General features: G+C 70.5%; 12 protein-coding genes and 1 tRNA gene. 4 read left to right on the top strand and 9 right to left on the bottom strand.

Features of this window, described 5'->3' with window-relative positions:
* Positions 1 to 418 precede the first annotated feature (418 nt).
* The 6 genes from OHT21_RS17760 to OHT21_RS17735 all read right to left on the bottom strand — a co-directional run bounded on the left by OHT21_RS17760 (position 419) and on the right by OHT21_RS17735 (position 5,309).
* Positions 419 to 904, bottom strand: a complete 486-nt coding sequence (locus tag OHT21_RS17760; RefSeq protein WP_328769299.1) for a hypothetical protein — start codon at positions 902 to 904, stop codon at positions 419 to 421.
* A gap of 65 nt (positions 905 to 969) precedes the next feature.
* Complete coding sequence (pth, locus tag OHT21_RS17755; protein WP_328769298.1) at positions 970 to 1,572, bottom strand: aminoacyl-tRNA hydrolase; 603 nt, start codon at positions 1,570 to 1,572, stop codon at positions 970 to 972.
* 193 nt (positions 1,573 to 1,765) lie between these two features.
* Positions 1,766 to 2,359 (bottom strand): 50S ribosomal protein L25/general stress protein Ctc, encoded by a 594-nt coding sequence (locus OHT21_RS17750; RefSeq protein WP_328769297.1) that lies wholly within the window; start codon positions 2,357 to 2,359, stop codon positions 1,766 to 1,768.
* Between the two features lie 222 nt (positions 2,360 to 2,581).
* Positions 2,582 to 3,556 (bottom strand): ribose-phosphate diphosphokinase, encoded by a 975-nt coding sequence (locus tag OHT21_RS17745; RefSeq protein ID WP_328769296.1) that lies wholly within the window; start codon positions 3,554 to 3,556, stop codon positions 2,582 to 2,584.
* A 108-nt stretch (positions 3,557 to 3,664) separates the two neighbouring features.
* A complete protein-coding gene (gene glmU / locus OHT21_RS17740; RefSeq protein ID WP_328774131.1) occupies positions 3,665 to 5,113 on the bottom strand; it encodes a bifunctional UDP-N-acetylglucosamine diphosphorylase/glucosamine-1-phosphate N-acetyltransferase GlmU in 1,449 nt (482 codons plus the stop codon).
* Positions 5,114 to 5,237: 124 nt separating this feature from the next.
* Positions 5,238 to 5,309 (bottom strand) — tRNA-Gln (locus tag OHT21_RS17735).
* Between the two features lie 193 nt (positions 5,310 to 5,502).
* On the opposite strand from OHT21_RS17735, the gene OHT21_RS17730 reads away from it, so the two are divergent.
* On the top strand, positions 5,503 to 6,816 hold the full coding sequence (locus tag OHT21_RS17730) for a sensor histidine kinase (protein WP_328769295.1): 1,314 nt from the start codon (positions 5,503 to 5,505) through the stop codon (positions 6,814 to 6,816).
* Between the two features lie 84 nt (positions 6,817 to 6,900).
* Here OHT21_RS17730 and OHT21_RS17725 read toward each other — a convergent pair whose 3' ends face one another.
* Together OHT21_RS17725 and OHT21_RS17720 are read right to left on the bottom strand one after the other, a co-directional pair.
* Positions 6,901 to 7,398 carry an SUKH-3 domain-containing protein gene (locus OHT21_RS17725; RefSeq protein ID WP_328769294.1) on the bottom strand — a complete coding sequence of 166 codons (498 nt, stop codon included), beginning with the start codon at positions 7,396 to 7,398 and terminating at the stop codon, positions 6,901 to 6,903.
* Positions 7,399 to 7,465: 67 nt separating this feature from the next.
* Positions 7,466 to 7,969, bottom strand: coding sequence for a YwqJ-related putative deaminase (locus OHT21_RS17720; protein WP_328769293.1), 504 nt, complete (start codon positions 7,967 to 7,969; stop codon positions 7,466 to 7,468).
* Between the two features lie 274 nt (positions 7,970 to 8,243).
* On the opposite strand from OHT21_RS17720, the gene OHT21_RS17715 reads away from it, so the two are divergent.
* Positions 8,244 to 9,230 (top strand): SMI1/KNR4 family protein, encoded by a 987-nt coding sequence (locus OHT21_RS17715; protein WP_328769292.1) that lies wholly within the window; start codon positions 8,244 to 8,246, stop codon positions 9,228 to 9,230.
* Between the two features lie 72 nt (positions 9,231 to 9,302).
* Here the strand turns inward: OHT21_RS17715 and OHT21_RS17710 are convergent, their stop codons facing one another.
* Entirely contained in the window at positions 9,303 to 10,154 is an 852-nt protein-coding gene (locus OHT21_RS17710) for a hypothetical protein (protein ID WP_328774463.1), read from the bottom strand.
* Between OHT21_RS17710 and OHT21_RS17705 the strand changes: the two genes are divergently transcribed.
* Both OHT21_RS17705 and OHT21_RS17700 read left to right on the top strand, forming a co-directional pair.
* Entirely contained in the window at positions 10,126 to 12,729 is a 2,604-nt protein-coding gene (locus tag OHT21_RS17705) for an SUKH-4 family immunity protein (RefSeq protein WP_328774130.1), read from the top strand. The two genes, OHT21_RS17710 and OHT21_RS17705, sit on opposite strands and share 29 nt — an antisense overlap.
* Positions 12,730 to 12,933: 204 nt before the next feature.
* On the top strand, positions 12,934 to 13,830 hold the full coding sequence (locus OHT21_RS17700) for a cellulose-binding protein (RefSeq protein WP_328769291.1): 897 nt from the start codon (positions 12,934 to 12,936) through the stop codon (positions 13,828 to 13,830).
* Positions 13,831 to 13,988: the final 158 nt, after the last annotated feature.

The following is a 13,988-nucleotide window of genomic DNA, read 5'->3' as shown; positions in this document are numbered from 1 at the left end:
GCGCCCCAGACCCCGCATCGGCCTGAACGGTCTCGTCCTCAAACGCCGGACGGGCTGATTGGTGCGGGCCTGCGCTGCAAAGTTCCGGCTGGGCGGCGCGAACTCCGGCGTGGAGATACACCAGGGCGGCGGGAATCTCCACTGCGGATTTCAGCCCAGGGCCGCGAAAATTCAGCCCCTTGGGGGCACCCCCAGAGGTAGCTGGGGGAGGTAGCTGGGGGAGTTTAAGGAGCGGGGGTCCGGGGGCTGGCCCCCGAAACGGGGTCCGGGGCGGAGCCCCGAGCGGGTCCAGGGGCGGAGCCCCGAGGGGGTCTGGCGGCGCAGCCCTCAGCGGGGTCCAGGGGCGCAGCCCCCAGCGGGGCCCAGGGGCGGAGCCCCTTGGGATGGGACGGGTAAGGGCGGCGGGGGCGAACCCCCCTCACAGTGCCACGAACGCCGCCGTCAGCAGCGTCAACCCGGCGCCACCCAACAGCCACGCAAGCCGAGGCGACCGCAGCCCCCCAGCCACCACCAGCGAAGCCAGAAGCATCGCACCCCCGAGCGGAACCCACGCATAAAGCAGCCCGCCAGGCCCCGTGCGGACCACCTCGTCGCTCCCCGGCTTCACCACCACCGCGTACGTCTCACCCTTGTTCACCGCCACCGTGCTCGAGATGGTCACCCGCTCACGCGCAGTGGACCCCGGCGACACCGGCGCGTACGACCCCGTACACCGATCGTCCGCACACCGAGTGACCGTCATCGTCCCCCGCTCACGCCCCTTGGTGAGCATCACATGCTGCGCCGTACCCCACGACGCCCAAACCCCGGCAATCAGCAGCAGCACCGCGACCGTCCCCATGGCCGCGATCCGCCCGAACCGCAGCGCGGAACCCGCGCTCGGGCGGGGCATGAGGGCAGACATGGCGGCGATCCTTGGCCATCGCCCTGCGCCCGGTCAACTCCGACTGGATCACACCGGGGGACAAGTCACGAGTTGTACGTACTCTGCGCCCGCTCCAGCCCATCAATCACCAGACACTCCACCGCATCGGTCGCCCGATCCACGAAGTAGTCCAGTTCCTTGCGCTCCGCCGCGGAGAAGTCCTTCAACACGTAATCCGCGACCTGCATACGTCCCGGAGGCCGCCCGATCCCGAACCGCACCCGGTGATAGTCCGAACCCATCACCTTCGTCATCGACTTCAGCCCGTTGTGACCGTTGTCGCCACCACCCAGCTTCAGCCGCAGCACGCCATAGTCGATGTCCAGTTCGTCATGGATGGCGACGATGTTCGCGACCGGCACCTTGTAGAACTCCCGCAGCGCGTTCACCGGCCCACCCGACAGATTCATGTACGACATCGGCTTGGCCACCACCACCCGCCGACTCCCCGGCCCAGGCGGACCGATCCGCCCCTCCACCACCAGAGCCTGCGCCTTCCCGGCCCGCTTGAACTTCCCCCCGATCCGCTCCGCCAGCAGATCAGCCACCATGAACCCCACGTTGTGCCGGTTCCCCGCATACTCGGACCCCGGATTACCCAGCCCCACCACCAACCAGGGGGCCCCTGCGTCACTAGTCACGTGCATATCTCCTTAATACGCGAACCAGCCGCCGCCCCCCCGAAGGGAGCGGCGGCTGACACCGCTGTGGGCATACGTTCCGCAGGGCGATGGGGGTCCCCCCGCTCGAGCGAAGCCGAGAGTGGGGGAGGGTGGGCACAGCCCCAAGCACCGGGCGCCTCATCACAAGCGGTACGGCAAGTCAGAGCGCCCCGGCCGGTCAGGCCTCGGCGGTCTCGCCTTCGCCCTCACCCTCGCCCTCAGTCGGCTCCTCCGCCTGCGCGGCCAGAACCTGGAGAACCACCGCGTCCTCGTCGATCGCCAGCGTCGTACCCTCCGGCAGCGGGACGTCCTTCGCCAGAATCGAGTCACCAGCCGCCAGGCCCTCGATGGACACGGTCACCGACTCCGGAATGTGCGTGGCCTCGGCCTCGACCGGCAGCGCGTTCAGCACATGCTCGACAAGGAAGGCACCCGGAGCCAGGTCGCCCTCGGTGTGCACGTAGATCTCGACGTTGACCTTCTCGCCACTGCGGACGAGCAGCAGGTCCACGTGCTCCAGGAAGCCCTTGATCGCGTCACGCTGAACGGCCTTCGGAATCGCCAGCCGCTTCTTGCCGTCGAGCTCGAGGGCGAGAAGAACGTTCGGCGTACGCAGCGCCAGCAGCAGATCGTGACCCGGCAGCGTCAGATGAATCGGATCGCCACCGTGGCCGTACAGGACACCGGGAACCTTGCTCTCACGGCGGATACGACGCGCCGCACCCTTGCCGAACTCGGTACGCGTCTCGGCGGCGAGCTTCACCTCGGCCATGCTCATCACTCCTCGTAGATAGGGGGAACGTGGTCACCCGGCCATACCCAACGGCCTGCTACGAAGAGCGCGTCGATTACGGACCGCCGTACCAGCGCCTTCACAACGCCGTACGGCCTCCCTCGCCGAGCAACTGTGACAGCTTACGCGGCGGGAAGGCCGTACCAGAAATCGATCTTCAGACCAGCATCCGGCCTGCTGACGGGCCAACTACTGACCGGCCTACTGGTCGTCGAACAGGCTCGTCACCGAGCCGTCCTCGAACACCTCACGCACCGCACTCGCGATGGTCGGAGCGATCGACAGCACCGTGATCTTGTCGAGCGCCAGCTCGCCCGGCGTGGGCAGCGTGTTCGTGAAGATGAACTCGCTGACCTTCGAGTTCTTCAGCCGGTCCCCGGCCGGACCCGACAGCACACCGTGCGTCGCCGTCACGATCACATCCTCCGCACCGTGCGCGAACAACGCGTCCGCCGCCGCGCAGATCGTGCCACCCGTGTCGATCATGTCGTCGACGAGCACACACACCCGGCCCGCGACATCACCGACCACCTCGTGCACGGTGACCTGATTCGCCACGTCCTTGTCGCGCCGCTTGTGCACGATGGCCAGCGGAGCGCCCAGCCGGTCACACCACCGGTCCGCCACTCGCACCCGGCCGGCGTCCGGCGAGACCACCGTCAGTTTCGTGCGGTCCACCTTCTTGCCCACATAGTCCGCGAGCAGCGGCAGCGCGAAGAGATGGTCCACCGGGCCGTCGAAGAAGCCCTGGATCTGGTCCGTGTGCAGATCCACCGTCAGGATGCGGTCCGCGCCCGCCGACTTCATCAGATCCGCGACCAGACGCGCCGAAATCGGTTCACGTCCCCGGTGCTTCTTGTCCTGACGGGCGTAACCGTAGAACGGCACAATCACCGTGATGCTCCGAGCGGACGCCCGCTTCAGAGCGTCGATCATGATCAATTGCTCCATGATCCACTGGTTGATCGGAGCCGTGTGGCTCTGGATCACAAAGCAGTCCGCACCCCGCGCCGACTCCTCGTAACGGACATAGATCTCACCGTTCGCGAAGTCATAGGCCCTCGTCGGGACAACCCCGACACCCAGCTGCTCGGCGACCTCCTCGGCAAGCTCGGGGTGTGCGCGGCCGGAGAAGAACATCAACTTCTTCTCGCCGGTCGTCTTGATCCCGGTCACAGCACTGTCTCCTCAGAGGTATCTCAGCCGGTCGCCAACGGTGATCCCAGCCGGGTGTGCGGATGTGCACCTATCACGGTACGCCGTCGCAGACGCGCCGATTTCTGGTCAGCTTTCGCTTTCGGCCTCGCGGGAAGCCGCCTCAGCCGCCTTCGCGGACGCGCTCCCCGGACGCTTCCGAGCCACCCAACCCTCGATATTCCGCTGCTGGCCCCGGGCCACGGCCAGCGAACCCGGCGGCACATCCTTCGTGATCACCGAACCCGCCGCGGTGTACGCGCCATCCCCAACCGTGACAGGCGCCACAAACATGTTGTCCGAACCCGTCTTGCAATGTGAACCCACGGTCGTGTGGTGCTTCGCCTCACCGTCGTAATTCACGAAGACACTCGCGGCACCGATATTCGTGTACTCACCGATCGTCGCGTCCCCGACGTACGAGAGATGCGGAACCTTCGTCCCCTCGCCGATCGAGGAGTTCTTGGTCTCGACGTACGTACCGATCTTGGACTTCGGCCCGAGCCGCGTGCCGGGACGCAAATACGCGTACGGACCCACGGACGCCTCCGGACCGACCTCCGACCCGTCCGCGACCGCGTTGTCGACACGAGCCCCCGCGCCGACCCGCGTATCCGTGAGACGCGTATTCGGGCCGACCTCCGCGCCCTCGCCCAGATGCGTGGCACCGTGCAGCTGAGTGCCCGGATGCACGATCGCATCCTGCTCGAACGTGACGGTGGCATCGATCCAGGTGGTCGCCGGGTCGACGACCGTCACCCCGGCGAGCATCGCCCGCTCCAGAAGCCGGTCATTGAGAATCCGACGCGCCTCGGCAAGCTGCACCCGGTTGTTGATCCCCGCGATCTCCCGATGATCACCGGCCACAGACGCCCCGACCCGATGTCCAGCCTCCCGCAGGATGCCGAGCACATCGGTCAGGTACTCCTCACCCTGACTGTTGTCCGTACGAACCTTCCCGAGCGCATCCGCCAAAAGCTGCCCATCGAAGGCGAACACCCCCGAATTGATCTCACGGATCTCACGCTGCGACTCAGTGGCGTCCTTGTGCTCGACGATCGCCGTCACGGCTCCGGAGGCCCCGTCGCGCACAATCCGCCCGTACCCGGTCGCGTCCGGAACCTCGGCGGTCAGCACGGTGACGGCATTCCCGTCTGCGGAGTGCGTGGCCGCGAGCTTCTGCAGCGTCTCGCCACTGAGGAGGGGAGTGTCCCCGCATACGACGACAACAGTCCCGTCGACGCCGCCGCCCAACTCCTCCAACCCCATCCGCACCGCATGCCCGGTCCCGTTCTGCTCGGCCTGAACGGCAGTGCGCACCCCCGGGTCCACCTCGGCAAGGTGTGCGGTGACCTTCTCGCGGGCGTGCCCCACGACGACGACCAGCTGCTCGGGCTCCAACTCGCGCGCGGCGGTGAGTACATGACCGACGAGGGAACGGCCACAGATGTCGTGCAGAACCTTCGGTGTGGCCGACTTCATACGGGTGCCCTCACCCGCTGCGAGTACGACGACGGCTGCCGGGCGGTTGGCGCTCACGGGTGTGCCCTTCGGCTTCGGATGTGGGGGTTTGGTCATCCGCAGGATACCGGGGGGTCGTGCGGGGGAAATGTGAGCGGGGCCTGACCCCAACTTCTTGGGTCAGGCCCCGAACCGAGCAGGGCTCCCCCGCCAGGACTCGAACCCGGACAGATGGCACCAAAAGCCACAGTGCTGCCAATTACACCACGGGGGAATGAAGCCGACCGAACCGGACATCCGGCCAGGTCGCCGTGTGGGCACCCAACACTATGCCGTACCAGGCGCCTTCCACGCGACGATACAACTCGGCACCGAGCCGCACTCCAATGCTGAGGCACGGGTAGTGGTGTAGGCCAGTGCGGAAAAGTCACCGGAAAACCTGGTGCGGGCGCCCGTAGGCTGGAGGCATGACCACGACGGGGGAAGACCGCATCACGGCCGGGACGGGGCCGTGGTGGTGGGTGCGGCAGCGTAGTGCGTGGCTCGATGGTGGGCTGGCGTTGGCGTCTGCTGTCGAGTGTGGGTTCGAAGGTGTGGAGTTCGCGCGCGATGCCGGGTTGGCGGAGCCGGTGGGCGCGGTTTTCGGGGTGTTGGCGGGGTCCGTACTGCTGTTGCGGCGGCGGTGGCCGATTGCTGTCGTGCTGGTGTCGATCGCGATCACGCCTGCCGCGATGGGCTTTCTGATGGGGATCGTCGCGCTCTACACGCTGGCCGCTTCGGAGTTGCCCCGGCGGATCATCGGTGCGCTGGCGTCGATGTCGATGGTCGGGGTGCTGATCGTCGCGTATGTGCGGGCGCATCAGGGTGTCGTACGCGGTGATGCGGCGTTCGGTGAGTGGGCCGTGCCGTTCTTGTCGCTGACGACCTCGCTGGGGCTGACGGCGCCGCCGATTCTGCTCGGTTTGTATGTGGGCGCGCGGCGGCGGCTGATGGAGAGCCTGCGGGAGCGGGCGGACTCCCTGGAGCGGGAGTTGCAGTTGCTGGCCGAGCGGGCCGAGGAGCGGGCCGAGTGGGCGCGGAACGAGGAGCGGACGCGGATCGCGCGTGAGATGCATGACGTGGTCGCGCACCGGGTGAGTTTGATGGTGGTGCATGCGGCGGCTCTGCAGGCCGTTGCCCGGAAGGATCCGGAGAAGGCGGTCAAGAACGCGGCGCTGGTGGGGGACATGGGCCGGCAGGCGTTGACGGAGCTGCGGGAGATGTTGGGGGTGTTGCGTACGGGGGACGGCCTGTCGCCGCGTACGCAGCCGGTACCGCTCGCGGCGGTGGGTGCGGCGGCGGCTGCCGCGGCGTCGCGGGCCGTCGATGACGAGGGTGGCGAGGGGCCGTGCCTGGCCGATCTGGACGAGTTGCTCGGGCAGTCGGCGGCGGCCGGGATGGCCGTGGATCTGTCCGTCGACGGCGACTCGCGTGCGTATGCGCCGGAGGTGGAGCAGACCGCGTACCGCGTGGTGCAGGAGGCGTTGACGAACGTGCACAAGCATGCGGCGGGTGCGAAGACGCATGTGCGGCTGGCGCATCGTTCGGCGGAGATCGCGATGCAGGTGGAGAACGAGCCGCCGCCGGAGCCGGACGCGGCGTCGGGTGCGCGTCTGCCGAGCGGCGGGAACGGTTTGGTGGGCATGAAAGAGCGGGTTGCCGCGCTGGGCGGGGTGTTCGTGTCGGGGCCGACGGACGCGGGTGGTTTCCGGGTGTCCGCGGTGATTCCCGCGGAGGGCTGAAGGGCCGAGGCTTGACCGCGAGGGAGGCCCTGGAGTCACCCCGTAGTCAGGCACACCGGCTGCGAACGAAAGAGTCCCCGGGCGTCAGCCCGTCGTCAGTCGTACCGGCTCGATGCCCGACAGCAGCCCCGTAAGCGCCTGGTCGACATCCGGGCCCAGATACCAGTCGCCCGTGTGGTCGAGCGTGTAGACGCGGCCCTCGGAGTCGATCGCGAGCAGTGCGCGGCTCTCGGATTCCTCGCCGAGCGGGCAGACCTGGGCGTCCAGGGCGCGGCCGAGGTCGGCGAGCGTACGGGCCATGTGCAGGCCGTGCAGCGGGTCGAGGTGGAGGGGGGACGGGGCGACCTGGCGGCCGGGGCCCGAGACGGGCACGTGGAGTCCGCCGAACTCCGCCCACGCTTCGACGGCCGCCGGGAACACGGCGTGCCGGTGTCCGGCCGGGGACTCGTGGTTGCGCAGGGTGTCGGCCCAGTACTCGGCCTGCCTTATGTCCCAGCGGCCCGGCTGCCATCCGGCGGCGCGCAGTGCGGCGTCGACGGGTACGGGGAAGCGGGTCGTGGAGGTGGAGCGGTCGGCGTGCATGGGTCCTACGTTCGTCTGTGCGGCGTTCCTGCGCTGTGGATCATTGCGGGCGTACGTGTGGGAAGGCTCACTTCTCCGGTGTCGTCGGGTCGACGATGCGTACGCCGAAGTGGGCGCTGAGTGCGGCGCAGGAGCGGCAGGGTGTGGCGAAGCCGCCGTGCAGGGGGTCGCCGTCCTCGCGGATGTAGCGGGCGGTGAGTTTGGCGTTTTTGAGGGATTTGCGGGCTTCGCTGTTGGTCATGGGCTTGCGGGCGGCTCTTTTGGAGCGGGCCGCGTCGGCGGCGCCGAGGTGCCGGGAGATCAGGATGGTCTCGGCGCACCGGCCGGTGAAGCGGTCGCGCTGGGCGCTGGTGAGGGTGTCGAGGAAGTCTCGTACGAGGGGGTGGAGTTCGGGGAGCTGGTCGCCGCGTGCGGCGGTGCCGGTGAGGGTGGCGCCGCGTACGGAGAGGGCGGCGGCGACGGTGGGGAGTATGCCGTCGCGGCGGTGCTGGAGGGTGGGCGCGTGGGGTCGTTCGGTGGTGCTCCAGCCGACCCGAGGGTCACCGGATCTGCCCGTCTGCGTAGCGCTCATGATCTTGTTTCCTCCCCATCCCCACGGTGTGGCCGCTGTGGTCGCGACCCCCGGGTGCGGGGACAGAGTGCCAAACTCCGAGGCTGGTGCGGAAGCTGAGGTCACCCGACACGCGTGTTCTTCGTCGCAGGGTCACGGCGGTGTGACGGCAGGTCACGGTGGTGGAGGGTCCGTGTTCGGCGGGCGGAACCGGAGGCCCGGTGACCGGTGTCGTACAACCGCATAGGCTGTCGGCAACCACGATCCAATCGGAACGCCGCAGGGGGCAACCGCCATGACGACAGGTCGGCTCGGGCAGCAAGCCGCGCCGCCGAACGCGGCTTATGCCGGGCAGGTCGTACATTTTCCGGATCCGGTCCGGGCTGCCCGTCACCCCAGAGGTGTACGGGTCGACGAGTACGGCTACCCCGACTTCTCGGACTATGCGCGTGCCGCGGCGGAGATCGCCGAGCCGCCCGAGGGCTTCGGTGTCGATGAACTGCGGCTGACGGACTATGTGTCGGCGAACGCGGCGTTGGCGGCCACGGGGCACGACCTGTGGGACACGATTCCGTCGGTGGCGACTCCGCATGGCTGGACCTGGCATCACGTTCCGGGTTCGCGGCGGCTGGAGTTGGTGCCGGTCGAGGTGAAGGCTCTGCTGCGGCATCATGGCGGGCTCGCGACGGCTGCGGTCGACCAGAACAAGAGGGGTACGCGGCCGTTGCAGGAGACGCGGCCGGTGCATTTCGGGCTGCCGAAGACGTCGGTCGCGGTGAACGAGCAGCTGGTGCAGGGCGTCGAGGAGGACCTGGGGTACCGGCTTCCGGGTGCCTATCGCTCGTTCCTGAAGGCGGCGGGCGGCTGTGCTCCGGTGGGGGCCGCGCTGGACGCCGAGTTGGGTCTGCTGGTCGATCAGCCGTTCTTCACGGTGCGCGACGAGGCGGCCGTGAACGATCTCGTGTACGTCAACAAGTGTCTGCGCGACCACCTCACCAAGGATTACCTGGGAGTCGGCTTTGTGCAGGGCGGGTTGCTCGCGGTGAAGGTGAAGGGCGAGCGGGTCGGGTCGGTGTGGTTCTGCGCGTTCGACGACGCGCGTGACCAGGACGCGTGGCCGCCGCCGGAGCGGGTGCAGCGGCTGTTGCTGCCCTGTGGTGACGACTTCGACCAGTTCCTGGGCCGGCTGGCGGGCAATCCGCCGGAGCTGGAGACCGTGGCGAACCTGATGGTGGACGGCGGCTTCGCGCGAGCCGTGTCCGTCTCTTCGGTGGGGGAGTGAGTGTCCGATGGTGACCTTCGCGCAGGCGCAGGAGCGCGCGGAAGAGTGGATCAACGGTGATGTCCCCTCGTATCAGCATCGTGAGGTGCGGGTGCGGGAGTTCGAGCTCGGCTTCGTCGTCTGGGCGGAGGACCGGGCCGAGGGCCCGCGTTCCGACGGCGGCGCGCAGCGGCTGGTGATCGCGCGGGACAGCGGGGAGGCCACGCTGTGGCCCTCGCTGCCGGTGGGCGAGGTCATCCGCCGGTACGAGGAGGAGTACGGGCTGCCGGACGCGGCACCCGAGCCCGCGCCGGCGCCTCCGGCGCGGGTGGATCTGAACCAGACGTCGTTCCTGCTGACTCCTCCGGAGTGGTTGCAGGAGGCGGCGGATCGGATGGGGATTCCGGATCGGCGGGAAGGGGCGGGGGCGGGTTCGCCTTCGGGGTCGGCCGGTTCGCCGGGTGCGCCTTCGGGTTCGGCGGGTGCGTCGGGTGCGCCTTCGGGTTCGGTCGGTTCGCCGGGTTCAGCCTCGGGTTCATCCCGTTCGTCGTCGGGTTCGTCCGATGGGGCGGGGGCCCGTCCGGCTGCCGCCGCCGCTGATGCCGGGGCTGCCAACGGGGCGTCGGGGAGCGGGAGTTCGCCGTCCGGTACGTCTCCGTCCGGTACGTCTCCGTCCGGGTCCTCCGCTCCTGGTGCACCGTCGTGGCCATCCGCAGGGGGCGGGTCCGAGCAGGGTTCCGGCGGCGGGCCCGGTACGCCTGGTGCGGCGACGCCGTGGGCCGGGACCGACACCAACGCCGACGCGGGCGAGGACCGTTCGGTGCCGCTGCCCGCGACGGTGTTCTCACCGCCGCTGAGCGAACCCGACGACGGCAGGACGCCGCCTCCCACGCCACCGGACGCCAAGACCGCCCTGATGCAGGGCGGCAGCCAGCTTCCGCGCACGGCGGTGGCTCCGGCGGTCGACGGGCAACAGACGCCGGGGGCGCCGGGTACGCCGGGTACGCCTCCGCCCGGTGGTTCGCAGGGGGCGGGCGCGGCCGGCACTCCGCCGCCCGGTTCGTCGTACGGGTATCCGCAGGGGCCGGGTGCGTCCGCTCCGGGTGGTCCGCAGGGGACGCCGCCAGGCGCACCGGGTGCACCTGGAACACCACCTCCGGGATCGGCATACGGATACCCGCAGGGTCCCGGTGCGTCCGCTCCAGGCGGTGCGCAGGGAGCACGGCCTCCGGGTGCGCCTGGAACACCGCCTCCGGGTTCGGCGTCCGGGTCCCCGCAGGGCCCTGGTGCGTCGGCTCCGGGTGGTGCGCAGGGAGCGCCGCCTCCGGGTGCGCCCGGAACACCGCCTCCGCCCGGCTCGTCGTACGGGTATCCCCAGGGCTCCGGCGCCCAGGGAGCCCCGCCTCCGGGAGCGCCCGGTACTCCGCCGCCTCCCCCTTCGTCGTACGGATACCCGCAGGCGCCCGGCGGCGCTCCGGGTACGCCGCCGTCCGCCGGGCCCAATGCCCCGCAGCCGCCCGCCGGTACGGGCGGGCCGGGGCGGCCGTTGGCGCCGAATGCCGGTGACATCGCTGACGCCGCGACCAGCAAGGCGCAGTCGCCGCCGCGTGGGGCGCGTGGCGGTGGCGTGAGTACGCCGCCTCCGCCGGGTGCGCCCGGGACGCCGGGGGCGCGGCCGGGCGGTCCGCCTGCGCCGTCCGGGCCCGGTGCGCCGGGCGCCTCGGGCGGCGGCGGGTACGTACCCACGCAACTCGTCTCGCAGCTTCCCTCTGACGGACCCGAGGGGCCGGGGACGCCCGGACAGTCGGGTGCGCCCGGCGGACCTGGTGCTCCGCAGCCGCCCGGTGCTCCCAACCCTCCGAGCGGTACGCCCTCGGGCGGCGTCCACCACGCGGCCACGGTGTTCGCCGACCCGAACCAGCCCGGCGGCAGCTCCGGCGGCCCCAGGTCCGGCGGTCCCAAGCCGCCGGGCCCGCCCGGTGCCCCCGGCCGGCCGGGTACGCCTCCGCCGGGTGCGCCGCAGCCTCCGGGTGCTCCGGGTACGCCGACCGATGGTGTCCACCACGCGGCGACCATGCTCGCCGGCCCCGGCCCTGGTGGCGCGTCCGGTCCCGGCGCACCGCAACCGCCGGGTGCTCCCGGCACCCCGGGCGCGCCCAAGCCGCCCGGCGCTCCCGGTGCCCCTCGCCAGCCCGGTCAGCCTTCAGGTCCCGGCGCCCCGAACCCTCCGAGCGGCACGCCCGCCGGTGGCGTCCACCACGCCCAGACGGTGCTGTCCGGCCCTGGTCCCGCGGGCCCGGGTACGCCCCCGCCGCCGCAGGCTCCGGGGATGCCGCCGGGTGCGCCGCCTCAGCAACCCGCGCCAGGCCATCCGGTACCGGGTCATCCGGCACCGACGCCAGGCCATCCGACACCAGGTCAGCCGATGCCGGGCCAGCCCCCGATGCCGGGCCCGGGCGGCGGACCGACCCCCAGTCAGCCGATGCCCGGTCAGCCCATGCCGGGCGGCCGGCCCCCGGCCTACGGCTACCCTCCGCAGGGCGGCCAGCCGACCGTAGGCCCCGGCTATCAGGCCGTACTCCGTTACCGCGCGCAGGACGGTTCCGAGCAGCAGCTCATCCGCCGCTCGGCGCCCGGCACCCCGCACCCGGAGTGGCAGATCCTGCACGAGCTGCGTGCGATGAACGTGCCCCCGCAGCAGGTGCTCGAGCTGCACACGGAGCTGGAGTCCTGCGAACTGCCGGGCGCGTACTGTGCGCGGATGATCCGCGAGAGCTGGCCGCAGGCGAGGATCACCAGCATCGCCCCGTACGGCACGGACCACGCGAGCCGTCAGCAGGGCATGGCCCAACTCCTCGCACACCAGGGCGAGTTGCACCAGGTCGCGGACGGCCCCGCACGGCCGGCACCGGTGCGTGCGCCGCTGCCGCCGGTGCAGCCCGCGCCGCCGATCCCGCCGGAGGCGATCGGTCAGGAGCTGGCGGCGGCGTTCGGACCGGGGATTTTCCGGTTCGACCAGGCGGCGGTGTCCCGGCAGGGAGTGCCCCCGATCGTGGCGCACACCCTGGTCGTGGCCGGGCTGCCCGTGGACATGAACCCGTTCTTCTGGGCCCAGGCCCAGCCGGGCCGCCCGGTCCCCACGCTCGCCGAACTGGCTCAGGACCGCGGGGTGCAGCCGGCCTCGGACGCGGGCTCGTACCTCGTCATGGGCAGCGACTTCGGCAAGGCGATCTGCGTCCAGTACGGCACGGCGAACATCGTGGCCGTACCGGTCGAGGCGGGACCGGGCGGATCACCCGTACCGCCGCAGTTCGTGAACACGGGGCTGCCTGAGTTCGCCCGCAGCCTGGCGCTGCTGGGCAGGATGTGGCGCCTGCGGTTCGGCCTGAACCAGGAGCAGGCGGGCCGCTGGACCGTCGACTTCCAGGCCCAGCTCGCCGCCCTCGACCCGGCGGCACTCGGTTCGCCGGAGAGCTGGTGGTCGGTGCTGCTGGAACAGATGTGGGACGGCTTGCTCTGACATCGCCTTCCGCGTAGGGGCGGGCCCGGTCGACCGACCGGGCCCGCCCCTTTGTCATCCGGCCCCTATTTCTCATCCCACCCCCTCTGCCATCCGGCCCCTTACTGACCGAACGGGCGGAGTGTCGCATTATGAACACTTCCGTCTGATCTACCAGGATGTGCGGCACATCATGCTGTACGCCGCCGAAGAGGGGATTCGAGGATGAGCAGCGCAACGGGCGCATCGGTGTCGCCTCATGGCTTCATGGCCGTACGAGGCCGTGGTTACCGTCCCGAGCAGGTGGACGCGTACACCACGGAGCTCTCCGAGGACCGCGACGCCGCCTGGGAACGGGCCGCCCGCCTGACCGTACTGGCCAAGGACATGGAGGCGGAGGCGGGCCGGCTGGCCGAGCGGGTGGCCGGGCTCCCTCCGCAGACGTACGAGGCGCTCGGCGAAGGTGCCGCGCGGCTCTTCGAACTCGTCAAGGAGGAGGCGGCGGCTGTCCGCGAGAGGGCGCACCGGGACGCGAGGTGTGCCCTGGAGGAGGCGGAGTCCGAGGCCGACCGGGTACGCGAGGCGGCTCAGGCGGAGGCCGACGCGGTACGGGGCGAGGCCGACGAACGGGCGCGTCAGCGCCTGCTCGCCGCCCAGGCCGAGGCCGACGAACTGCTCATCGCCGCACGCCTGGACGCGAAGGAACAGCGCGGCGAGGCGTTGGCCGCGTTGCGCGACATGCGGGAGCGCTCGGAGGCGAAGCTCGCCGAGCAGGCCAAGGAACACACCGACCGCCTGGCGGAGCTCGACCGCGCGACAGAGGAACAGGGGGCCGCCATCGACGAACGGCACGCCCCGCAACTGGCCCGCGCGGAGGCCACCCTGGCCGAAGCCGAACGGGCCCTGTCCGAGGCCCAGTCGGCGACTCGCCACCTCCAGGAGGAGGCGGAGTCCCAGGCCGCGGCCATCCTGGCGGAGGCCCAGGCCCGCGAAACGAGAATCGCCCACGAAACAGAACGCCTGCTCCGCGCCCACGCGGACCAGCGGGATGAAGTACAGGCTCACATGAACCACGTACGAGACAGCCTGATCACACTGACGGGCCAGGCAACGACGGATTGAGGGTGCGCAGCGTCATCAGGGGCGCGGGGCTGTATCAATGTGCGGCTCCGCCGCGATGGGGGTCCCCCCGCTCGAGCGCAGCCGAGAGTGGGGGAGCGACAAGCCACGACCGAACCGCAGCCGCCAACGAACCCAATCTCCCACCCCCGAAGGCGTCC

This window comes from Streptomyces sp. NBC_00286, assembly GCF_036173125.1.
Taxonomy (GTDB): domain Bacteria; phylum Actinomycetota; class Actinomycetes; order Streptomycetales; family Streptomycetaceae; genus Streptomyces.
The sequence above is the reverse complement of the archived record's forward strand: the minus strand, read 5'-3'. Positions and strand labels throughout refer to the sequence as shown.

What these genes read in the sequence shown, in the direction of transcription:
- OHT21_RS17760 (WP_328769299.1), bottom strand. Translation starts at nt 904, where the DNA reads ATGTCTGCCCTCATGCCCCGCCCGAGCGCGGGTTCCGCGCTGCGGTTC.
- pth (WP_328769298.1), bottom strand. Translation starts at nt 1,572, where the DNA reads ATGCACGTGACTAGTGACGCAGGGGCCCCCTGGTTGGTGGTGGGGCTG.
- OHT21_RS17750 (WP_328769297.1), bottom strand. Translation starts at nt 2,359, where the DNA reads ATGGCCGAGGTGAAGCTCGCCGCCGAGACGCGTACCGAGTTCGGCAAG.
- OHT21_RS17730 (WP_328769295.1), top strand. Translation starts at nt 5,503, where the DNA reads ATGACCACGACGGGGGAAGACCGCATCACGGCCGGGACGGGGCCGTGG.
- OHT21_RS17725 (WP_328769294.1), bottom strand. Translation starts at nt 7,398, where the DNA reads ATGCACGCCGACCGCTCCACCTCCACGACCCGCTTCCCCGTACCCGTC.
- OHT21_RS17720 (WP_328769293.1), bottom strand. Translation starts at nt 7,969, where the DNA reads ATGAGCGCTACGCAGACGGGCAGATCCGGTGACCCTCGGGTCGGCTGG.
- OHT21_RS17715 (WP_328769292.1), top strand. Translation starts at nt 8,244, where the DNA reads ATGACGACAGGTCGGCTCGGGCAGCAAGCCGCGCCGCCGAACGCGGCT.
- OHT21_RS17705 (WP_328774130.1), top strand. Translation starts at nt 10,126, where the DNA reads ATGCAGGGCGGCAGCCAGCTTCCGCGCACGGCGGTGGCTCCGGCGGTC.
- OHT21_RS17700 (WP_328769291.1), top strand. Translation starts at nt 12,934, where the DNA reads ATGAGCAGCGCAACGGGCGCATCGGTGTCGCCTCATGGCTTCATGGCC.